We start from the raw sequence: 23,159 nt of genomic DNA on the forward strand, positions 1-23,159 counted from the left end.
GCCGCCTTTCTCGAGCGCGCCGGCCAGCGCGCGCTCGGTCTGCGCCAGCTGCCGCGCCGCGGCGGCAGCGGCTTCGGCGGCGGCGCTGTAGCGCTGCGCCGCCAGGGACTGCTCGCGCTGCGCAGCAGCGTGCGCGAGCTTGGTCATCTGCGCGAGCTGCCGCAGCTGTGCAAGCGCGGAGGTCGCCTCCGCGATGAGCTGCGGCACCGCCGCGCCTGGCGCGCGCAGAGCGAGCTGCCGCGACTTGTCGGCGGCGAGCAGCGCGAGCCCTTGCAGGCGCTCATGGAGCTGCAAAGCCGTACGCTCGTGCTCCTGCGCAGCATGCTGTAGCTTCTCGATGTTAACGAGAAGCTCCTCGAGGAAAGGAATGCTTTTCTCAATGCGTCCACGCAGCTCATCCGCAGTCCGCTCATGATCCAGCATCTGTTGGAGTTGTTCTTCAACAATTTCCCAGTTTAGCTCCGCAAATCGCTCTTGCCATTCGAGCATTTGTTCTTGAATGGTAACCGATAGCTTGCTTAATTTAACTTCAGCTTCCACAACTGAGCTAGCAGCCGCTTGCGCTTGTGCACCTAAAACTAGATCTTGTTGTGTCAATTGTACATGTTCTTTGAGCAAATGCTCAAAAGCCTTCCCAGACTCTTCCACTTGAGATGCAACGGTTTGTGAAGCAGAGTTCACACGCTCCCATGCCTTTTGCCAATCTTCCAAGCTCATGACCATAAGCGAACTAAGTGGACTTACTTGAGCACCGATTTCTTGACCTGCGGCAGCTTCTTGAAGAGCAAGATCGCGGCCAGCAAATTCAGGTATTTGCTTACTTATCGTTTCATCAGGGAAACTCAATTCAGCAGCCCGCTTGTGTTGATCCTTCATTCTTCGAATGAGTTGCAACCCTTGATACTGACTTTCTTTCGCTTGCTGCAAGTACGGCTCGATTTGATGCAGTAAGTTTTCAGAGACGCTGTTCTTATCCGGATCCTCTGCGTTTACGCTACTCTTATGCAGTGCTGGATGCTCTAGAGCACCACACACGGGGCACGATTCTCCCATTTCCAATTCTGCAGCCAACAAAGCAGCCAAGGCATGACGTTCTTGGTGCTTCAATTGCTTTCTTTGCTCCTCCAACCATCCTTGCAGGCCAGTCGAGAAAGCTGTAAATAAGCCTTGTTGTTTCTGCAATTGCCCTTCAGTCGAAGCACTAGCTTCAAACCAACTTAAAAGCCGAGTATACAACACTCTCTGTTTGTCCAAAATCAATGCTCTCGATTGCTCCACAGTGTTACATGCATTCACTTTATCAACTTTGTTTCTTTGTGCTTCTAGCTCTTGAGTCTGAAGAAGAAGTATGGCCTTTTTCTCCTGCACAGCATATTGCAATTGTTGCCTCTTCGCAGCATCCGTCTCAACCAGTTTTAATTGAGCTTTCAGTTCTGTTTGTTTGGCCACCGCTTTTTGTTTCGTTTCATGCGCTTTCGACATATCCGCATGCAAACTCAATAAGGCTGATTTAACCCCAGCTTCTTGTGTTTGAGCTGCTTGAATTTGCGACTGCACTTGTTCGAGCTCCTGTCCAATCACAAGCGCTTGTTCCAATTGATCCAAACGCAGCAATAATGGCCCTTCTTGTGCGACTAGATCCTGCCCCGCTTTATCAAAAGCAAGCGATGCTTGCTGAAAATCAGTTTCTGAGCTCGATAGAGATGAAGTTGCCGTTTCAAGAAGTGCTTGGCTTGACAACACATCTATAACAGCTAGTTTATGTTGATCCAAGTAGGGAATAACCCGGTCCGCTTGTTCAGCCAGCTTTAGGATCTCTTCTTTTTCAGCAATATGCGCTTCTTGTTCATGATGCTTTCGCTGCTCTTGTTCAAGACCTTCCGATTCCTTTATCCATTGATAGACTTGTTTGTTTTCTTCGTAAGCCTTTTCCTGTTGCTCCAGATGAAGTCGACTTCGAACCGCCTCTTGTTCCGTTTCAAGAAGTCTTCTATTCGCTTCCTCCAAAGCCGCTGTCGTCGCATCGCCCAAGCCCTGCTGTTCAGCAGCAAGCTGTTTAACGGCACTGTCCGTTTCCTTTACTTTAGAGCTGACCTTTGCGCTTAATTGATCCCCATAGGTTTCAAGATGGAAAAGACGTTGCAGCATTTGCCTGCGATCTTTGCCTGTCAAAGTCAGAAACTCTGCGAACTTTCCTTGTGGGAGTACAACTGCTCTTGTAAAATCCTGCATGGACAGACCGAGTATGTTCTGAACCTGTTGATTGACTTCGCCTGCCTTATCCGCAAGCACAATCGTTTCGTTATCGCGTATATGTAAGAGACGTGAACTCGTTCCGTTAATGGACATTTCAGCTCCGCGCTTGAATTGCCGCTCTACTCGGTAGCGCGCTGTGCTCGATGCGTTCGTCAATTCAAATGTAAAAGAAACGAACAGTGTTTGCTCCGCATGATTCATGATCGCTTGTGTGCCACCGCTTGCCCTTTCTACTTTGCCGTAGAGGGATAGCGTTATCGCATCTAAGATCGATGATTTCCCGCTGCCTGTTGGTCCAAAAATACCAAACACACCMGCATCCACGAGTTGGCTAAAATCAATCGTTTGCAGCTCTCGATAGCTTTGCAAACCAGACATCTGTAACTGAATTGGACGCAATGTATTTTCCTCCTTTCATACACATCGCAAAGTTATCCACAAGCACTAATTGGGGAAAACACTTCGCATGCTATCTTTTCACGTACGTAGTCGTAGACCTCTTCCTGTTCAATTACTCGCCTCCAGAGGAATCCCCCAGATCTTTCTCTTGCAGCAGTTCCAAAAATAATTGAACTAATGCAGGCTCAGGCTGTGCGCCTCCCGTTTGGCGCGCATAGAAGCGCGTGAAATGCTCTTCCATCGAAAAAGCTGCTCTTGGCATCGCCGAACGAACAACTTCCATTTCCGGATAAATGGGGCGAATGTGAATGAATCCTTCATACGCTTTACGCAACGATTGTATTTGTTCAATGGACATCGCAGATGTCATCGTAATCTCCAAATCGATCCAAGCCGTGCTATCGCGTTGCTCATCTAACCATTGATGAACTTGTCCTATCCCTTCCTTCGCCTTCCAGCTTACTAAGGGGCGTCCCGAGGTTAAGAAAATCTCTTCTGGTTCGGCTACCTGTCCTGGGGCAAGATCAAGTATCGTAACCGACTTGGCTTGACCCGCTTCCGAGAAGCTGTAGGCAAGCGGTGATCCACTATATCGAATGGGTGATGCTGCCTTCACATTTTGAGGGCGATGCAAATGACCTAACGCAACGTATTGCGCACCCGCTGTCAAAGCCGTTGTATCAACTGTATAAGCGCCGCCAACCTGAATAGGTCGTTCAGATTCCGTTTCATGCCCTCCCAGAACATACAAATGACTCATAATCAAATTCACTGTGCTAGCTTCAAAGAAAGCAGCTTGTTTACGAATGAGTGCCCCAACTCGCTCCGAATATTTGCTGCGCAGCACTTCTTCCTCCGCAACCTCGGACAACAACTCCTTCAATCGTGACTCCGATGGATACGGCAAAGCGATTAGTCGGGCAAGTTCACCCGTACGTGCTATGCCAATCGACTGAATTTCTGGAATCGGCAAACCTATCAATGTGATGCCTTGCGTTGCTGCTAGCGGACCCGAAGCTGCAAGTCGATCCGGATGATCATGGTTGCCTGAAATAATCGCTACATGCCTTTTCCCGCCATCTGCTAATCTGGCAATGCCTTCATAAAACAACTGCTCCGCTGCAGCAGGCGGATTCACGCTGTCATAAATATCTCCTGCAATCAACACGAGATCAATAGCTTGATCATCCACGATGCGTACGAGCTCATCCACAAACGCGATTTGTTCTTCCATCCGGCTTCGACCTTCCAAGGCTCGTCCAAAATGCCAATCCGCTGTGTGTAAAATTCGCATGTCTCATCTCCTTCCACCCCTTGGTTGGCTTCGCATTCTATGACTACATTTCTACCAACTTCGCTCCATCAAAGAAATAAAGGAACTTTCCGTGGATCGGACGTTTCCAGATATGTTCCACAGCTCGCGCGTACAAGCTTATTTGCTTCTCATAGCGTAGCTGAAGTTCCGCTTCCGTGCTTCCTCTAACAGCATCCGTTTTATAATCAACGAGAACGAGTCCCAGTTCATCTTCAAATAGACAGTCAATGACCCCTTGAATGAGCACTGTCTCACCAAGCGTAGATGGATCCGTCTCCGAATAAACCTCATCTGCAGGAAGTCCATAACTGAATGGAACCTCACGTTGAATATGATGTGACTGAATCATTCTTTTGCCAACCGACGTCTCAAAAAACTTCAATATGACAGGAATATCGACCACATCGCGCTGGTCCTGCGTCATTGTTTGTTTGTCCAACATCTCCTGGAGTGTTGATTGGATACTTGCCTCTGTAGGCAATTCCGATAGGGACATATTTTGCATAACGGCATGAACGACAGTCCCTTTCTCTGCCGCAGTAAGCTTCTTCTCTTCCATAAATCTCGGTCTACGCCAAATCGAAGGAGCTGGTTGACTGGTTACTGACGTAGGCCCCAGTATAGATGCGGTATCCACAGCGTTCGGTGACTCCAACTCATCTGCAATTCGGTTGATTTCAGATAATCGTTTCATCTCCGAAACTGTCGTCTTGGCAAAATGTTTAGGTGCATCTGGAAAATCATATTGCCAGGACAAACGCTCATCTAAAACATCTTTCCATTTCCCCGATGTAGTGACAACCTCTCGTTGCTGAATGGCCATAAATCGATCCTGATCTGGCTCGAATGCCGCATCTTCTAACACATCCAATTGCTGCAAGCTCTCTGGCGTAATGACCGATAGTTTCCATTGCGAGGAATCACGCAGCAAACGTACATCAGAAGACATCTCACTAATGCCAAGTCTATCTCGCCACAAGGCTGCATCAGGATGACGAAGCAATGCCGGTCCTACCCAATCCAGATAGCTCTTCGCTTTAGCCAACTCAAAATCAGGCAAGTACCAAGCCTCTCTTGATAAGTGACGTCCCCATCCGCGCAGAAGTTTATCGAGAGATTTCACAGTACCTAATAGGTACAATTTCTCTCGCGCTCTCGTAAGAGCTACATAAAGAACTCGCATTTCTTCAGCAAGAAGCTCTAGCTTCAGCCTCTTTTTAATGGCAAGTGAAGGTAACGTCGGGTAACTGACACGAAGTGTCGTATCTACAAATCTCGGCCCAAAGCCAAGCTCTTTATGCAATAAAAATGCCTCATTCAAATCGCGTTGATTAAACATTTTCGCCATTCCCGCTACGAACACCACAGGAAATTCCAAACCCTTACTCTTATGAATAGACATAATTCGTACAACGTCTTCCTGTTCACCCAACGCACGCGCGGTTCCAAGATCGCCACCGCTTTCTTTCATCCGTTCAATAAATCGTAAAAAACGGAATAATCCACGCAAGGATGTACTCTCGTATTGTCTAGCTCTATCATAGAGCGCCCGTAAATTGGCTTGTCTTTGCATGCCGCCAGGCAGACCGCCAGCGAAATCATAATAGCCGGTTTGTCTAAAGATGCTCCAGATCAAGTCAGCAAGTGAGCCCTGCCTCGCGTCATTACGCCATTGTTCTAATTGTTCTAGAAACACGGTCAATTTCGTTGACAACTGATCATTCTCATGTTGGGTATTTTGCGTAGCGGTACGCAGTACAGACTCGTAGAAAGCTACAGATTTATCCGCAACTCGAATTTGTGCTAAATCTTCAGCAGTTAACCCCACCATAGGTGATCGCAAAACAGCAGCCAAAGGTACATCCTGATACGGATTGTCGATGACCTTCAATAAGGAGAGCATCGTCTCGACTTCGGTTGCCGAGAAGTACCCTGTGCTGAGCTCAGCATAAGCAGGTATTCCCTGCTTCTTCAGCTCGTCGATTATAATGGGAGACCATGCTTGGGTTGCTCGGAGTAAAATTACGATATCCCTGTAGGCTGCCGGCCGATTGCCGCCAGTTCTTTTATCAAAAACCTGAAAAGCTTCTTGATTCTCAGCTCTTAACAAACCCTTGATTTGAAGAGCGATCGTACGTGCCTCCAACTGTGCGGTTTCCAGTTCTTCTGCTTCCAATGCAGGATCCGCAGTATTTTCAGTGCTTTCAGCGTTAAACTCTTCACTATTTTCTTCCGATTCTTCCATAAACGCATCACTTTTGTCAGCGCCATCTTTCGCACGGTCAATGATCAGCATCTCCACAGAACAATCGGATAGCGAAGGCGGATATCCCGCTCCATAGACCAGCTCCGCACGCTCATCATAAGCAATTTCACCGACAGTTTCATTCATCATTTGTTTGAAAATAAAGTTAACGGCATCGACGACTTGCAGACGACTTCGGAAATTTCTAGCTAAGTCAATTCTTCCACCGGTCATTTCTCCACCAGAGGTGGACTCTTTGTTAGATCGATACGCTTTGTATTTCTCTAAAAATAGACCTGGCTCTGCCAGTCGAAAGCGATAGATACTTTGCTTCACATCACCGACCATAAAGCGATTCCCAGGTTTAGCTGTTGAAATCAACTCAACAATGGCTTCTTGGACACGATTCGTATCCTGGTATTCATCCAGGAGCACTTCAGCAAATTGTTTCCGATATGCTTGTGCAGCCTCCGAAGGATATAATTCACCAGGCATGGACCCAGGTGCACTAAGAATCTGCAAACAGTAATGCTCCAAATCAGCAAAGTCAATCAGACCCTTCGCTGCTTTAGCCGCTTGGTATCTTTCGCCAAAATCAACGATAAGATCGACAAGGACGTGCAACAAAGGAGCCATTATGACAATCTCTTGATAAAATTGCTCTGGTGTCCGGCCGAACAATTCTTCTTTTAATTTGTTAATTTGGTCCTTGGCCTTGTTCCGTAGTGCTTTGACTTCTTCTTGCAGCCCTTTATCATAATCATCGCCTTTGCAGGCTTTGAGCTTGCCGAACTCAACCGTCTGAAAACCAAGATACAAGACGGACCATGGGTATGTCGTTGTTTCAAGCAAATTCTGAACGAGCAGCAAATCATCGCGTAAATTATCGATATACGGGGCAGGTCCTCCCGGGAATTCTGCGATATGCATGGCTTGTCCTAGCAAGTCCGCTGCTCCCTCTAATTCAAGGGAAAGATCACGAATAAGACTTTGCTCCCATAGTGAATAATCCACAGGCGCAGATGTCGCGGCAACATAAGGCAAAGCTTCTTCAACAATCGCGTTTGCCTCATCCAAATTCTCTTGGTCAGCTTGATGTGCTCGCGGCCCGAACATAGAAGCTGTTCCTCTTAACCAGTGCTCTGGCCAAGGATGACTGCGAGATACATCGTATAATTTCTGAATGAGTTGCATAATTGCGTTATCGTTGCGCTCACCACTGAATGAATCCACCAATTGCCAAAAGGCACTGTTCTCAGCACTTGCCGCATAATATTCTTCTAGCATCTCGCCAAGCAGATCTTGACGAAGTAAATCAGCTTCTGTTTCATTCGCGATCCGAAAGCCAGGATCTAATTGGATAAGACTAAAATAACGTTGTACAACCTCTAAACAAAAGGAATGCAGCGTTGTAATGGACGCTTTCCCCATGAGTGCTAACTGCTTACGCAAATGTTGGGAATGCGGCTGTTTCATGAGTTCTTTCTCAAGCGCTTCTCGAATACGATGCTTCATTTCGGAAGCTGCAGCCTTCGTAAAGGTAGCAACGAGTAATCGATCTACATCGATTGGCTCCCACTCGTTGGAGATCCGTCGAATGATACGTTCAACGAGTACGGCTGTCTTACCAGATCCCGCAGCAGCGGCAACCAACATATTCTGACCTTTTAGGGTTATCGCGTCCCATTGATCATCCGTCCATGTACTACCGATAGGCTTAGGTTCTTGCTGTAGTGTCACCTTGTACGCTCCTTTCTACCTTCACGACTGGCCCACCTGCGCTGCCAACTCCGTCCATACTTGATCCTTCGCACGCGGTCGAAAGACTTGGATCTCATTCCCTTCAAATAAGGGATCTATTTGACAAATCGACGTATACGAGCAATGTTGACAGGCTGATTTTTTCCCTAATCGATAAGGAGCAATATCAACATGTCCATCCGTAATGTTCGTACCAATTTGTTTCACTTGTTTGCGTACATAGGTCCGCAGCGTATCCCACTGCTCGTCCGTCGCTACCGATGAAGTCGAGTAGAAACTCCCATCTTTCTTTAAAGCAACAGGGATAAGTTGTGAATGCCCAGAGCTATGAATAAGCTCATCATCCATCAATCCGGCGACTTCGGCATCAGCCGTAATCAAACCCTTCATTTTGAAACGTTTACGCAGCTCTTTCTCGACAGAGGCAGGATCAAGAGCATTCTTTTGTTGGAGCATTGGATTATGCACGTGGAAATAAAGCACACCTGCTGGCTTTGCGTGGGCACCAAGCCATATTTCCGCGTGCGTAAGAATAACGTCCAAGTACGTCAGCATCTGAAGAGATAGTCCGTAGTACACTTCAGAGAGCTGCAAAGCTGTTTGACTGGATTTGTAATCAATCACTCGTAAAAGCACACCATTCTCACCATCCGCTCGATCCACACGATCGATTCGGCCGATAATCTCCATCGTACAACCGTTTTCCAATTCGAACGTTAGCGATGGCAAGTCCTTGCCTGGTCCAAAATCAATCTCCAATCCTAGTGGCTGAAATTGACCATGTTTGGCGTGTTCGCCGAGAATAACTGCTGCCCTACCTACCACTTGCTTCAGTTTCCGAGCTATATAAGCGTAACGACTTGAACTAAGGAGAATTTCTCCTTGAAGTCTCGGAGCAAGCTCGTCCACAACTTGTGCTGACCTCTCCATACATTGCTCTGCGGAAAGAGAACCCCAATCTAGCTGGTCCTGCTGCAGCTTCTGAACGAACTGATTCAATGCTGCGTGGAACAATTGACCTATATCCGGCGCATCTAAGCGATAGACGCGACGTTCTTGAAGCCTTAAGCCATGTGATATGAAGTGCGAGAACGGACAGGCTACATACTTCTCCATTCGCGAAACGCTAGCACGTAAGTGCTGACCATATAACATTTTGCTCGTAGAGGTGGTAAGCCCCTTCTCTTTGTTTGTATATTGCAACGCCATTACCAGCGATTGTAGTTTCGTCTGCCAAACGGGTTGTTCCGCGTACCAATTGTACGCATCCCACCATAGCTCAGATATTCGGCCACCCAGCATCCAATGCTTCATACGAACAGCCAAATAGGAGATCGCCTGTGTCGGATGCGACAGATAGGCAGCTTGCTCACTTTCGGGGGCTTCCGCTGAAGGTTCTGCCAGAAGTAGAGGTTCTTCCGTTCCTGGAAAAAGCTGTCGCATCTGTCTGATCAACTCCGAAGGCAACAACGATTTCCCCTCTTCATCTGCTAACGGATAACTCATCCAAAGCCGCTTGCCTGGTACAGTCAACGATGTATAGACGATAAATTGCTCATCCAACAGCTTTCGACGGCTTCCATCTGCCATTGGTAATCCGGAGTCCATTAGAACACTGCGTTCTGCTTCTGTGAGCACACCTTTTTCAGCCATCTGAGCAGGAATAACCCCGTCATTTACACCTAAAATATACGCATACCGAATCCCGCTTGAGCGAGTTCGATCCATACTTCCGATCAACAATTGATCCATCGATGGCGGAACTAACCCCAGCTTCATGCTCTCCATTCCTGTTTCAATCAGGCCGTTAAACAGCTCTAAGGAAAGTTCATCATCGCCCATGGTTTCCACCAATTGATCCAGCATATCCATGACACTGTTCCACATTTGACCGTGCTCGCGAGCCATTTCTGGCTTACCATCACGTGTTGCTTGCTGTGTCCATGCTTCTAATTTCTCTGGCGCTTGAACGGTTACCAATAGCTCATAAACAGCTTCGACCTGAGCTTTGACCGAACGCGCTTGTGACAGGCGATTGGATAATGCAAGCAATGGACCAACAACCCACGATTTGCTCGTATTTAAAGCTTGAAGCTCCGCTGTTTGTTCATTTACCCCATCTTCTGCTTGCTCCAAATTGGCACGAAACTTATACGTCCATGGCTTGCCATCCGTCCATCTATAACCTTGAATCCCGAATGCAAGTACATAATTCTCTAATTTATCTAGCTCAGTCCTTTGCGTTGTCGCATCAAGAGGCAGCAGTAAGTCCGTTTTGATACAACGGAAAACGGCATCATAATGCCAATTATGCTGTATAACCTCGAGCGCAGAGCGAATGAATTCCACGAGTGGATGATGCAGCACTGAGCGCTTCTGATCGAAAAAGTGAGGGATCTCATAATCGGTAAGCACCATGTTTAACAGATCTTGATACCCTTCCATATTCCGCACCATGATGGCCATTTCACGCCAGCGCATACCATGCTCCCGAACTAACTGAAGCATGTCACGAACTGCACCTTCAACCTCTGCACGACGATGCACAGCTTCCCTAATAACGAGCTGGTCGCCAATCTTCTCTCCTGGAGAAGGCTTATATTTCGGTGCTCCACCTCCTATTCGACGATCAAAATTCTGCTCCAAATAGGCAAGTGCTGGACTATCCTCATATCGTGGAGAACGCTCTTGATCGAGATGTAGAACTTCAGCCGCATCAAGTCCAAGCTGCCATATCATATCTTGCAAACGTACCATCGTCGTAGCTGTGGGATGAAATAAATCCAATTCATCAGGGGTATCCCCCGCCTGCAGCTCGCGATCCAGACATAACGTAATCGTTACTTGCTTACAAGCAGCAAATAGCGCACCAAGCACCTTGAATTCTTGAGGTGTAAAGCCATGAAATCCATCAATCCAAACTGACGCTGAACGCAAATAAACCGAGTTCGGGACTTGCTCTGCGAGCAGCGTCAAGTAATCTTCGCCGTCCAAATACTGCCTCGCAAGTTCTGACTCAAATTGGCGATACACGAGTTGGATATCATGCATTTTGTCCCTTAGTAAGCCGTGTTCACCAAGGTTCGTTACTCGTTTATTTTCATGCGCTTCCAGCTGTTCTKCCGTCACACAATAGCGTTTCATTTCCGTAAAAAGCTGATTCAGTCGATCTACAAAGCCCATTTGCTCAGCAGAATGACCAAAGAGCCGGAGTTTATCCTTGTATTTATGTAAAATGCTCGTTAACAACAGTTTCTTTCCTGTATCATCTATAGGCAGCCGCGCCGTCCCGCCTTCTTCTTGCATAACGCGCCATGCTAATCGGTGAAAACTTAACACTTGCGCGCGGATCATACCTCGAATACTTGGATCCGATACCAGTGCATGCTCAGCTTGAAATGTAGCTTGTTCAGGAACAAGCAAAATCAACGGATCACCTTCGGGTGCCGATGCCAGCTGCTGTTTCATTTCCGTTAGACAGCGTTCACTCTTGCCGCTTCCGGCTCTACCAATCACGAATCGAATGGACATTCAGGACCTCCTAACACTTTCCGTCGGAAAGCTTGCTTCGTAAGCAATTCTCGTATTCAATCTCTCTATTCTATCATATTTTTAGTGATGAGTCGGCGTGGTAGATGATGGAGGGGGATCTCAGGAGTTTAATCGGCGATCGATATGCGAACGTATATTCTATTAGTATAACATGGAACGCAAAAAACGAAAAGGAATCGTCTATGAAACTATTGTAACTCGATCTTTATAAAATACACTACTAGCACTACTTCACTCCTGATCACAATAGCGCTTCGCTGGTAGTTGCTTAGTCCGATATCTCCGAACTAAAACAAGATTTACTTGTAATAACAGTCCAGTAGTCCGATTCTGCCGAATTATTTACCTTTTATCGCTGTGTGACAGTTGTTTGTGGTGATTTAGTTAGGCTTTTTAGGACTAAAATATATTTTTTGAAACAGACAGCGGGATTAAATCGGCATTTTTGGACTAATAGGTGCAGAGGAGTAATCAGAACCTATACTAGTAGAAAAATCGGACACTTTTGAGGTAAATCGACTATGATTCCCCGCATACACAACAAAAAAGCAAAGCCAGATTAACCGACTTTGCTCACTTCACCTTTATTTGCTGCGCACTTCAAAAATCGCAAACTTCAAATAATGTCCTTCATCCACGCCAAGAATACGCGGGTGGTCCATCCCTGCACCACGGAACTCAATTAAGCGTAGTAGCTTACCTGCATCCGTTGCTGCTGCATGAATCGTTTCAAGGAATAGCTCAGGATGCATGTGATACGAGCAGCTTGCTGTGACGAGATAGCCCCCTTCATTCACAAGCTTCATTCCATGCAAGTTGATGTCCTTATAGCCGCGGCAAGCTCCTTCCACCGCACTTTTGGTTTTGGCGAAGGCTGGTGGATCTAGAATAACCACGTCCCAAGTACGCCCACCTGTACCAACAGGCTTCGAGGTGTCTATCTTAGCTTGTCCAGCAGCACCAGCCACAGAGCGAAGCTTGCGCTCATCCAAGCCCTTCACCTGCGTACGCAAGTACTCAAACGCATCCGCGACGACGAATTCGACACGATCCTCGAAGCCATTCAAAGCAACGTTAGTTCGCGCGCTTTCAATCRCGTGCTCGGAAATATCAAGGCACGTAACTTTTTTCGCTCCAAATTGACAAGCATTCAGTGTGAAGCTTCCCGTATGAGAGAAACACTCCAGCACAGAAGCGCCGTCCCACAGAGGAAATGTAACAACTTTGCCATTAGCGTTCACCGGGAGCATTTGCGTTACGCCGTTCTCTTCAACTTCCGTCAAATTGATGCCACTGCGGTGACCCCAGCCAGTCATCAACGGAGCGATCGCCGCGCGATTCTCACGTTGGTCGAAGAAGTACCCCGTCTTCTGCCCTTCCTCAATATCAACGCGAATGCGAAGGCCATTTTCCAAAATATCAACATGCTTCGCACAATCGCCATACAGAAGTCCCTTTGTCTGCTTCAGACCTTCCAGTTCACGAATGGAAACGTCACTTCGCTCATAGATCCCTACTGGTTTCATAACTTGTACAAGCGCTTCGACAATCTGGTCTCGGCACAGGTCCATTCCCAAAGTCAAAAGCTGAACAACTAATGTGTTCTCGAATTTATCAACAATAAGTCCTGGCAAGAAATCAGCTTCTCCATATACCAGACGATAAGACTGTGCTCCTTTCACAAAGCGCTGGCGATGTAGGAAACAACGTGTGAATCTTTCGACGAAAAACTCCTTCGTCATCGCCTCAATGGGGCTATACGATACAATACGTACCGTAAGCTGTGAAGCTTCGTTGTAATAGCCGGTTGCCAGATATTTGCCTAGGTGATTCTGAACGGATACAAGCTGTCCAGGCACAATGTCCCCATCCGTACGCTCAATTTCACTCTTATACACCCACGGATGTCCTTGCTCCAAGCGGGGTTTGCGTTTCTTATGTAAAAATACTGCTGCCATTATTTTAGCCGTCCTTTGCGTGAAACCGTTCACCTATACCATCTGGCTTGTCATGCTTGTCTTTACGGTCACATATATTGGTTGAAAACGTCGTACGCTCACGAAAAGGAGATCCTCTCATGATTCATGCTATTCTATTGCCTGTTGTTACAGGCTTTATCTTATTTCTGTTCGGAATGAAGCTAATGGAAACCTCGCTGCAGACCTGGGCTGGCCCCCGCCTCCAGCTGTGGCTGGAGCGGTTTACCCGAACACCGGTGCGCGGTCTTATCACCGGCACCGTGCTCACCGCGGCGCTGCAGAGCAGCACCGCCATCACAGTCATCGCCATCGGCCTCGTCGGCGCTGGCGTCCTGTCCTTCCCGAGAACACTAGGCGTGATTCTCGGAACCAACATCGGCACGTGCCTCACCACTGAGCTGATCGGGCTCAGCTTGGGTGGCATCGGTGTGCCGATCCTAATCGCCAGCGCCAGCGTTTGGCTGGCGAGCTGGCTGGCTGGGCCCTTGCCGCCTGCAGCGCAAGGGCTTGGCCTCGATCAGACCGCAGCTGGGCACGGCGGCCGCCAATGGCTGCGCAGCGTCCGCTACGGCTCGCTGGCGGTGGCTGGCTTCTCTCTCGTGCTGCTCGGCATCGAGATCATGCAAACCATCGGGCCTGCGCTGCAGTCCCGTGGTCTGTTCGCCTGGTTCGTGCACCAGGCGCAAACGAGCCTGCTCTGGGGCATCCTCGCAGGCGCAGCGGTGACCGCGCTCGTGCATAGCAGCGCAGCCGTCATAGCGATGGCGATGAGTCTCGCCGCCACAGGGGCTATCCCCGTCGAGCTCGGGGTTGCCATTACCATCGGTGCCAACGTCGGCACCTGTGTCACTGCCGTGATCGCTGGCATGAGCAGCTCACGCGCCGGGCGTTATGTCGCCTGGTCGCATGTGCTGCTGAATGTKGGAGGCGCGATCCTCTTTTATCCAGTCATCCACTGGCTCGTCAGTCTTTCCGCGCTATTAGCAAGTGATGCCGCATCGCAAATCGCAAGGTCCCAAACCATTTTCAACATCGTAGGTTCCCTAATTGCATTGCCTCTCTGCTATCTTAGTATGTGGAAGCGCCTTGAGTTCCGTTCACAATAGCTACACCGGAGCTAGTCCCTAATCTCGTTGCTCCCGCTTCAATCATTGCAATCGCTGTTTCTACATCGCGAACTCCACCAGAAGCTTTAACGCCAATCGTACTGGATACATGTTGACGCATTAAGCGAACATCTTCTACCGTAGCTCCACCAGGTCCGAAGCCAGTCGATGTTTTCACAAAATGAGCACCAGCTTCTTCCGAGAGACGACAAGCTGTTGCTTTCTGCTCATCATTCAGGAAACCTGTTTCCATGATCACTTTGACGATAGCTTTACCTTTTACAGCATCCACGACTTGCTTAATATCGGAACGAACCGCATCCAGTTGTCCTTCCAAAAGCAATCCAATTGGCAATACAGTATCGATTTCAGCAGCTCCGTTTTCAACAGCTTTTGCCGCTTCGAATGCTTTAACTTCACTCAAGCTCGCACCAAGTGGGAAGCCAACTACAGCTGCAACCTTAACACCTGTTCCTTCCAATGCTTTGGCAGCAGTTGCTACAAACTGTGAATTTACACACACACTGAAAAATTGATGCTGCGCAGCCTCCTCACACAATTTGTGAATTGCCGCTGTGCTCGCATCTGCTTTCAGTAACGTATGGTCGATATAACTAGCAATTTCTTTCGCGTTTAATGTCATTATGAAGCACCTCATCTGATTTAGTCTTTTCATCCATAGCTCTGAGCTCCCGTGTAATCGAGAAAACCTCTATCGCAGTCATTCTAAAGGAACGACCACGCGTAGAGGTGGGTAATTGCCTTACAACTTTACTTACAAATTCACTACGCCTTCAAGAATGCGTACGAGTTGACCCTTGCTTTCATTGACACCGGCTTCCGTAACCTTCACACGGCATACTTGACCGATCATATCTTCCGATCCTTCAAAAACTAACTGCACATAGTTATCGGAATAACCACTGTACAATCCACTATCTGGGGCGCCTTTGTAGGTGCGTTCAGGAATGACTTCCAACACTTGCCCAACAAATTTCTGCGCGTAGGCTAATTGCATTTTCTCAGATAGATCAATGAGTTCGTGAACACGCGCATTTTTGATTTCTTCATCCACTTGATCCTCCATCCGTGCAGCAGGCGTACCCGTCCGCTTGGAGTAAGGGAAAACGTGCATTTCGGAGAACTTCATTTGCTCCATGAACTTGTAACCATCACGGAACATCTCTTCTGTCTCACCTGGGAAACCAACAATAACATCCGTCGTGATGGCGACATCTGGCATAATTTCGTGCAGACGCTCAATTTTACGAGCGAACTCAGCAGTTGTATACTTCCGACGCATCCGTGCTAACACCTGATCATCCCCCGCTTGCAACGGGATATGCAGATGACGGCACATTTTGTCCGAGGACTTCAGAACGTCAATCACTTCATCTGTAATTTGGCTAGCTTCAATCGAAGAAATTCGAATTCGCTTCAAACCTTCTACTTTATCCAAATCCTTCAAAAGCTTCGCTAAACTGTAGTCTTCAATATCTTCGCCATAGCCCCCAGTATGAATACCTGTGAGTACGATTTCTTGATAACCTGCTGCAACCAGTTGCTCCGCCTGTGCAATTACGCTTTGCGGTTCCCGACTACGCATGAGTCCACGTKACCATGGAATAATGCAGAAGGTACAGAAATTGTTACAGCCTTCTTGAATTTTCAGAAAAGCCCTTGTACGATCAGCAAAATCAGGCACGTCCAATTCTTCGAAAGTGCGTGTTTTCATGATGTTGCGAACCGCGTTAATCGGTTGACGATCCGACTCAAATTGCTTCACAAGTGGAATGATTCTCTCACGGTCCTGCGTCCCGATCACCATGTCCACACCTGGAATCGCCATAATTTCAGCAGGTGACGTTTGCGCATAACAGCCTGTTACAGCAACGATTGCTTCTGGATTACGACGAATCGCACGACGGATCATTTGCCGACTTTTCTTATCCCCTGTGTTCGTAACTGTACATGTATTAATGACATAGACATCCGCTGTATTTTCGAAATCAACTTGCTCATAGCCCTCATTTTTGAAAAGCTGCCAAATTGCTTCTGTATCATAAAAGTTTACTTTACATCCTAGTGTATGAAACGCTACCGTTGCCATCTTCGCTTATCCTCCCATTTCTCCGGTTTCATAGAACAGACACGTAAGGCCGACCATTGCAGCCGTCTCCGTCCGTAAAATACGATTCCCCAGCGAAACCGAGCGAAAGCCAGCTTCTTCAGCTTGCTTAATTTCTTGCTCTGTGAATCCACCCTCGGGGCCTACCGCAATCAACACTTGCTTACCTGGTGCAATTTGACCCGCTGATATCGCAGACTGAATCGCAGGTTTTAGTTGTTGACCATCTTCTTTCTCATAACAAATCCAAGCGACATCTGCTTCCTTCGCCCGTTGTAACAGTTGCTTCCATGCATAGACGGATTCAATCTGCGGCACACGGTTGCGATGGGCTTGCTCTGCCGCTTCCTTCGCGATTTTCTGCCAGCGCTCCGTGCGCTTAGCTTCTTTCTTCGCATCGTACTGTACAATGGTTCGTTCCGATAAAAAAGGAAGAAACCGGGCTGCCCCGATCTCGGTCCCTTTTTGAATAATAAGCTCCATCTTATCGCCTTTGGGTAAGCTCTGTGCAATCCATACGTCAACTGACGCTTCCGCATCCATCGCGAGCTCTTCCACGATTTCCGCGGTAACAGCTCCCTTATCCAGGTGAGTGATCCGAACGAGCACCTCACGATCCACACCATTGCTGCAAATCACTTGATCTCCTACTTCTGCTCGCATGACGCGACCAAGATGATGAGCGTCGTCACCCTCAATGGTGACTGTTTGTGTAGAAGCATGGAACTGCTGGGGCGGGAGAAAATAACGTTGCATAGTCAAAGCCTCTCTATCTTCGTTCATGTGAACTTCATTTGAACAGCTTGTTGTAGGTAGAACTTCCACACACCATCATACCTCGTTTGAGTCCGAAAATCCATATGGAACTATCTGGTGAGGTTACATGCCCAATATACCTGAGACCATATCATAGAATTGGATAATGATTTTATTTCCTAATCTCAAATACGGATCAAGAGTTACGCGACGCAGCGGGCCTACGAATACAATGACAAGAAAAATAACCGATGCCCATTGTTCAAATTTTTGAACAGCTTCCGTATATTTGAAATCAACCAAATCTTGAATAATTCGATAGCCATCAAGCGGAGGAATTGGAATTAAGTTAAATAAAAATAACGTGATATTGATACTCAGCATTTTATTTAAGAACTGAACAATCGCTTCTCCACTTCCCTTTGACATCCCATTCAACCAGCCGTATTTCTCAAAAAGCACGACAATAATAATGGTAATAAAGGCCATAATCAAGTTACTAAGCGGGCCCGCCGCGGTCACCATAATCCCATACAAGCGAGGATGCTTGAAATTTCCACGGTTTACGGGCACAGGCTTCGCCCAACCAAAGCCTGCAATCAGCATCATAATGGATCCAAAAAGGTCCAGATGGACCATTGGATTCAATGAAACGCGGCCAAATCGATATGCCGTATCATCGCCCAATTTATAGGCACTATACGCATGCGCCCATTCATGAATCGTAAACGAAAGCACGAGTACCAAAATCACAAACGGCAACGTGCTCCAATCGTAAAATAATAAGCCTCCCATGAGCCAACACCTACAGCTTTCTAGCTACGATCACAACCCAATTCGAATCATAGTTTTTCTCTACGATCGTGAATTTAGCTGCAACCAGTGCTTTTTCTACATCTGCTTCTTTATTCGTTATGATCCCTGAAGTTATGTAATATCCGCCCTGCTGCAACACCTCGTACACATCATCAACGAACATGACAATAACCTCAGCCAAAATATTCGCAACAACGAGCTGAACAGGAATGGAAACTCCTAATCCCGCATCCCCTTCTGACTCGCTTTCTTTAAGTACGCCAAGAAGATCACTAAGTTTCACAGTAATTTGTTCTTCGAGTTGATTTTGCTTCGTATTATCCAACGCACTTGTAACCGCTACGGGATCCAAATCCACTGCAAGTACATGCTTCGCACCAAGCTTAGCTGCTGCAATGGAAAGAATTCCTGAGCCAGTTCCGACATCGATCACATCGTCACCTGGCTGAAGCACCTTCTCCAACGTTTTCAAACAAAGTGACGTTGTAGCATGAGTTCCTGTCCCAAACGCCATACCTGGGTCGAGTTCCAAGATCAATTCACCTGGCGAAGCCGTGTATTCTTCCCATGTAGGTTTAATCGTCAAGCGATCGGATACGCGAATCGGTTTAAAATATGTTTTCCATGCATGCGCCCAGTCTTCATCATCGACTTCAACAACCTCAAACGTCGGATTCCCCGTATCAATATCAAAATCCGTCAATTGTTCCACAGACGCTTTCAAATTTGCCAAAACAGGCTCCATGTCGGTACCATGGTAGAAGTAACCTTTGATTACAGCTCTACCTTCCGGGATATCGTTAAATGGCGTTTCGTATAATTGACCAAACGACGTATCTCTCTCTTTATTTAAGGTACCGGTTTCTTCAATGGAAACACCTCCGGCTCCCAATTCATGAACAAAGTTGGTTATCATTTCAATCGCTTCTTCTGTCGTATGTACAGTTAATTCTTGCCAAAGCATCGGTATTGCTCCTCCTGTCGGTTATTCCCTATGTAAAACGAACCCAATAGGTCTATTTTCACAAAGAACATTGTACTACACTTCGCTTCTGGGGTAAAATGGAGTCATACATGTAAGCGCTTTTTTATTTTTCTTAACACAGATCTAACACTTAGGTGCTACATTGAATTAGTCATCATTATTATGTATCGTAAGAACGGAGACATCTTATGCGGAAAACACTTATGGTTCTTCCAATTTTCCTTGCAATGGCACTTATTGCGCCACTGACTACCAAAACCATGATGGCTGATAATTACAGTCAAGTTACAGCTCATCGCGGAAGCTCAGGGACTACACCTGAGAATACACTAGCTGCGTTTCAACAAGCCATCACCAATCACGCAGGATATGCGGAGTTAGATGTGCAAGAAACGGCTGATGGTGTCGTCATGCTAATGCATGACAATAGTGCATATAGGACGACTGGCATCAACAAAAACATGTGGGACGTCACCTCAACTGAACTCAAACAAGCAAGTGCAGGAAATTGGTATCATAAGGATTTTAAAGATGAGCATGTCCCCACGCTGGATGAAGTTATTTCACTCGCCAAAGGTCATTTGAAGCTAAATATCGAGTTGAAAAATAATGGCCATGTAGTGGAGCTTGCACAAAAAACAGTGGACATTATCCAATCGCATGATTTTGTAAAAGAATGCACGGTGACCTCTTTCGATACGGAGCTTTTGCATAAGGTGAAAACGCTTAACTCCTCCATTAAGACTGGTCTCATCGTTGGCCAAAACACAGATGGTCTCGAACAACTAATGAAAAGCTCTGATTATGAAGTCATTTCTGCGGCCTATCCCCTTGTGAATGAATCTTTCATGAGGCTAGCCGAGAATAACCATAAAGAAGTTTATGTTTGGACGGTTAATGATACACGGATGATGAGACGGATGTTGGCGCTTGGTGTGTCCAGCATTATTACGAACTATCCGGATAAGCTCGTCAACTTGATGAGTGTTGAATAATTACCCACTACTTTCACAGTTAAAAAGCACCTGTCCCGTCGACCCCGAAACTTGAGGTCCAATGGAACAGGTGCTTCTTGTTTAAACCGATCCGCCAGCTGTTTCAATTACGCGGATCGCTTGTTCATAACACTGCTCGTCAATGACTGCAGCCAATACAATATCAAGTCCCACCGCATCGACCTCATGATCTTGACTAATCATGCTGTCCGCCATGGATATCTCAATTCCACTGCCGATATCATTCGTAAAACGATCAACCTGCACATCCACCGCGCGCAAGGCTTTTAATTTGGAAGCAACACCTTCCGCTTGTTCGGGGGAATGAAAATAGGCTAGAATCCCTCTTTCCGCCATTACTGATCTTCCTGACGATCATCCGCCGCTTGCGCGCGCTCAGAAGCCTCGAAATCATCCTTGTCTGCTACTTCTGCTGCGAACTCAACATCCTCGTTTTTAACAATAGGAAGATGATTGGCATCTTGTTGCTTACGCTTGTTGTTCTCGCTCATGTCTGAACCTCCCTGAATCGGTATAAGTAAACCAATTTTATTATTCCAAAGAGATTCATTTTTATGCAAAGAATGACTTAACTGTTACTCCGCTTTTTTTTCAATGACATTCTTAAAATTACCTCCTAATAAAATGAAGAGACCAGGGGTGCGAAATGCACCGCAATGATCTCTTCCAAATTCGATAAAATTAACGATTTAAGAAACTGCTCAGAACAGATGTAGACATCATCGTTTTTTCGTTTTCAATACGAGTTGCGTACGGCAATTGAACGGATTGACCATCAACCATAGCTAAATTATCATTAATTTTTACAATCAGGGAATGACTGCCTTTGGTCACTGTAACGCTACGATCCGCTTCATTCCATTTTACCGTTGCGCCAACAGCCTCAGCCATATCACGGAGAGTAGATAGAGACTTATCCGTAGACATCCACTCCAGCATTTGGCCTGAAGTTGGGATTCCACTAATGTAGCCTACGCTGCCAGCACGCTTATTGTCATAGATCTTATTAATAATTGCATCAACTTGGCCTTTCAGCGGTTCCGGCAAAATCATTTCATCTCCGGGATGCTGCATATTGCTCATGACGTAGCTGAAGCCATTCAAGTTATCTACTACTTGCAGTCCTGTAGCTTCTCCACCAGCTGGAATAGAAAGAATACGAGAAAGCTTTTTCGTATCTACGTTATAAGCCCAAGTGAAGTTATTCGCATGCATGCCGCTGTCTTCGCCAATAAACAAAGTTCTTAACTCATCTGAGTAAGATAGATTATCAGGGTTCGCAACAAGATCCTCAACTGCCGTATTCCCTTTGCTATCGGCTTTTGCCAAATCTTGACCAACAATTAGACCCTTCATCATAGAAGGAACGTATTCACTGTTAATTGGCTGCTTGCTGCGATCAGTTTGTCCGCCTTTCATATCAAGCTCATAGGTTACGCCAGCTCTGATTTTTTTGACTTGGATATCGTCTGTTGGATCAGTAGCTTTCGTATCTTTTTCCATGGATTTCTCAACATATGACATCGCTACATATACTTTATTATCCTTGGCGTTTACTGCAACGCCTTCCATTTTGTTGAATTCAGCTGTCGCTCCTACAACTGCACCATAACGGCGAGACTCAAGGAATGCAGCCGCCTTCTCCATACCTGGTTTCACTTTCAGCCACTCTACTTTACCGCTTGGATACGATTTGATTTTTGTAAATCCTGCTGTATCTTTGTCAGCTGTTTCGAAAATATCGCTAAATTTCAAACCTTTATCTACATAACTTTTAACCTCAGCATCCGTTGCATGACCGAGCGGAATCCACTGTAGATTCGCTGCTCCACCATTCTCATCACTTGTTTGGATCCATTTAGCCGCATACAGTGTACCAGCGGAAAGATCTTTAGCTTTATCTGCAACATAAAGGAACAACATTGTATTTCCACCATCATCACCGAAGAAGACAGTTTTCATGTCAGGTGCAACACGACCTAGCTCGTGCGAGAAACGCCCCATACTATAATGTTTTACTACCGTATTTGTGTTATCTGCAAGAACAGTTACTTCTGGAATATAACCATTGGCATACGGGTTTCCTACTTTTGTATCATCTTGAGAGAACGCTCTAGCAAATGAATTTACATAGGTTTGTGTAGGATCCGCTTCAAAAGCACGAGCATCCGCCTCATATTCTTCACTGCTTAAGTGTGTATTCCACGGCGTTAAGGAACCATTACACGGAATCCATAATCCATCTACGCCACTAAAATCCACTTTTTTCAGATCTGTAGCTGCTAGCTCACCCGTTGTTTTATTTTGATCAAGCGTGGTTAGCGACATAGAAGCGGGAACCATACCATAAGCTGACTTTCCAGCATTATTTAATGTTATATATTCATAGTGTGTAATTAAAGAGAGAGGATTTCCGCCTTTCGCTGTCGCCTTAGCGCCTTCTATTTTAAATAAGGAGTTGGAATCAGGTGCATCGGAGACAAACGGAGTTGGGTTGTTCGGTACACTCGTGTCCATAATCGGTTTGCCATTCTTATCTTGAGATACGCCAGCAATTGTGCCATTAATGGCTTCATCAGTTTTAAACAATGTTTTATAAGTTAAAGGGAACGATTTTACAGTACCGTCGGTATATGTAACTTGAACAGAAGCGCTGGAGTACATTTTTGCCATATCTTCCGGGGTAGTAGGTGCAACCATCCCTACGAAATCAACTGATTTCACTTTGACATCGTTAGCTGCGTAAGCCATATTCGGAAGTACGCTTGGAGCCAAAAGAGCAAGTCCTAAAACTGGTATTATTATTTTGCGTGTTCTAAATTGATTCTTCAATGTAATCTACCTC

The 23,159-nt window shown here is 46.5% G+C and carries 15 protein-coding genes; 2 read left to right on the top strand and 13 right to left on the bottom strand.

The window, feature by feature from the left end; translation table 11 throughout:
- The 5 genes from AC1DLM_RS27685 to AC1DLM_RS27705 form a co-directional block, all read right to left on the bottom strand.
- On the bottom strand, nucleotides 1–2,655 hold a 2,655-nt coding region (locus AC1DLM_RS27685), incomplete at its 3' end, for an AAA family ATPase (protein ID WP_477571755.1).
- Between the two features lie 112 nt (nucleotides 2,656–2,767).
- Nucleotides 2,768–3,949, bottom strand: coding sequence for an exonuclease SbcCD subunit D (locus tag AC1DLM_RS27690; RefSeq protein WP_441990284.1), 1,182 nt, complete (start codon nucleotides 3,947–3,949; stop codon nucleotides 2,768–2,770).
- Nucleotides 3,950–3,992: 43 nt separating this feature from the next.
- On the bottom strand, nucleotides 3,993–7,955 hold the full coding sequence (gene addA / locus AC1DLM_RS27695; protein WP_441990285.1) for a helicase-exonuclease AddAB subunit AddA: 3,963 nt from the start codon (nucleotides 7,953–7,955) through the stop codon (nucleotides 3,993–3,995).
- A gap of 21 nt (nucleotides 7,956–7,976) precedes the next feature.
- Nucleotides 7,977–11,507: a helicase-exonuclease AddAB subunit AddB gene (addB, locus tag AC1DLM_RS27700; RefSeq protein ID WP_477571756.1), complete on the bottom strand. Its 3,531-nt coding sequence runs from the start codon at nucleotides 11,505–11,507 to the stop codon at nucleotides 7,977–7,979.
- A 605-nt stretch (nucleotides 11,508–12,112) separates the two neighbouring features.
- Entirely contained in the window at nucleotides 12,113–13,486 is a 1,374-nt protein-coding gene (locus tag AC1DLM_RS27705; RefSeq protein WP_477571757.1) for a class I SAM-dependent rRNA methyltransferase, read from the bottom strand.
- Nucleotides 13,487–13,605: 119 nt separating this feature from the next.
- Here AC1DLM_RS27705 and AC1DLM_RS27710 point away from each other — a divergent pair, with 119 nt between their 5' ends.
- Complete coding sequence (locus tag AC1DLM_RS27710; protein ID WP_441990288.1) at nucleotides 13,606–14,613, top strand: Na/Pi cotransporter family protein; 1,008 nt, start codon at nucleotides 13,606–13,608, stop codon at nucleotides 14,611–14,613.
- On the opposite strand, the gene deoC is transcribed toward AC1DLM_RS27710, so the two are convergent.
- The 5 genes from deoC to prmA all read right to left on the bottom strand — a co-directional run bounded on the left by deoC (nucleotide 14,576) and on the right by prmA (nucleotide 19,277).
- Entirely contained in the window at nucleotides 14,576–15,256 is a 681-nt protein-coding gene (deoC, locus tag AC1DLM_RS27715; protein WP_171635220.1) for a deoxyribose-phosphate aldolase, read from the bottom strand. The two genes, AC1DLM_RS27710 and deoC, sit on opposite strands and share 38 nt — an antisense overlap.
- A gap of 132 nt (nucleotides 15,257–15,388) precedes the next feature.
- Nucleotides 15,389–16,723: a tRNA (N(6)-L-threonylcarbamoyladenosine(37)-C(2))-methylthiotransferase MtaB gene (gene mtaB / locus AC1DLM_RS27720; protein WP_477571758.1), complete on the bottom strand. Its 1,335-nt coding sequence runs from the start codon at nucleotides 16,721–16,723 to the stop codon at nucleotides 15,389–15,391.
- 6 nt (nucleotides 16,724–16,729) lie between these two features.
- The gene (locus AC1DLM_RS27725) at nucleotides 16,730–17,497 is read right to left on the bottom strand and encodes a 16S rRNA (uracil(1498)-N(3))-methyltransferase (protein ID WP_441990290.1); all 768 of its coding nucleotides are present in this window, start codon (nucleotides 17,495–17,497) and stop codon (nucleotides 16,730–16,732) included.
- 123 nt (nucleotides 17,498–17,620) lie between these two features.
- Nucleotides 17,621–18,292, bottom strand: a complete 672-nt coding sequence (locus AC1DLM_RS27730; protein WP_441990291.1) for a site-2 protease family protein — start codon at nucleotides 18,290–18,292, stop codon at nucleotides 17,621–17,623.
- Nucleotides 18,293–18,302: 10 nt separating this feature from the next.
- Nucleotides 18,303–19,277, bottom strand: coding sequence for a 50S ribosomal protein L11 methyltransferase (gene prmA / locus AC1DLM_RS27735; protein WP_441990292.1), 975 nt, complete (start codon nucleotides 19,275–19,277; stop codon nucleotides 18,303–18,305).
- Nucleotides 19,278–19,486: 209 nt separating this feature from the next.
- Between prmA and AC1DLM_RS27740 the strand changes: the two genes are divergently transcribed.
- Nucleotides 19,487–20,293: a glycerophosphodiester phosphodiesterase gene (locus tag AC1DLM_RS27740; RefSeq protein WP_441990293.1), complete on the top strand. Its 807-nt coding sequence runs from the start codon at nucleotides 19,487–19,489 to the stop codon at nucleotides 20,291–20,293.
- Nucleotides 20,294–20,374: 81 nt separating this feature from the next.
- Here the strand turns inward: AC1DLM_RS27740 and AC1DLM_RS27745 are convergent, their stop codons facing one another.
- The 3 genes from AC1DLM_RS27745 to AC1DLM_RS27755 all read right to left on the bottom strand — a co-directional run bounded on the left by AC1DLM_RS27745 (nucleotide 20,375) and on the right by AC1DLM_RS27755 (nucleotide 23,146).
- On the bottom strand, nucleotides 20,375–20,650 hold the full coding sequence (locus tag AC1DLM_RS27745; protein ID WP_441990294.1) for a hypothetical protein: 276 nt from the start codon (nucleotides 20,648–20,650) through the stop codon (nucleotides 20,375–20,377).
- Nucleotides 20,650–20,805: a YfhD family protein gene (locus AC1DLM_RS27750; protein ID WP_441990295.1), complete on the bottom strand. Its 156-nt coding sequence runs from the start codon at nucleotides 20,803–20,805 to the stop codon at nucleotides 20,650–20,652. The genes AC1DLM_RS27745 and AC1DLM_RS27750 overlap by 1 nt, the downstream gene beginning before the upstream one ends.
- 190 nt (nucleotides 20,806–20,995) lie before the next feature.
- Nucleotides 20,996–23,146, bottom strand: coding sequence for an alkaline phosphatase PhoX (locus AC1DLM_RS27755; protein WP_441990296.1), 2,151 nt, complete (start codon nucleotides 23,144–23,146; stop codon nucleotides 20,996–20,998).
- Between the last annotated feature and the right edge of the window lie 13 nt (nucleotides 23,147–23,159).

It is taken from the genome of Paenibacillus sp. 01T442, from assembly GCF_056398345.1.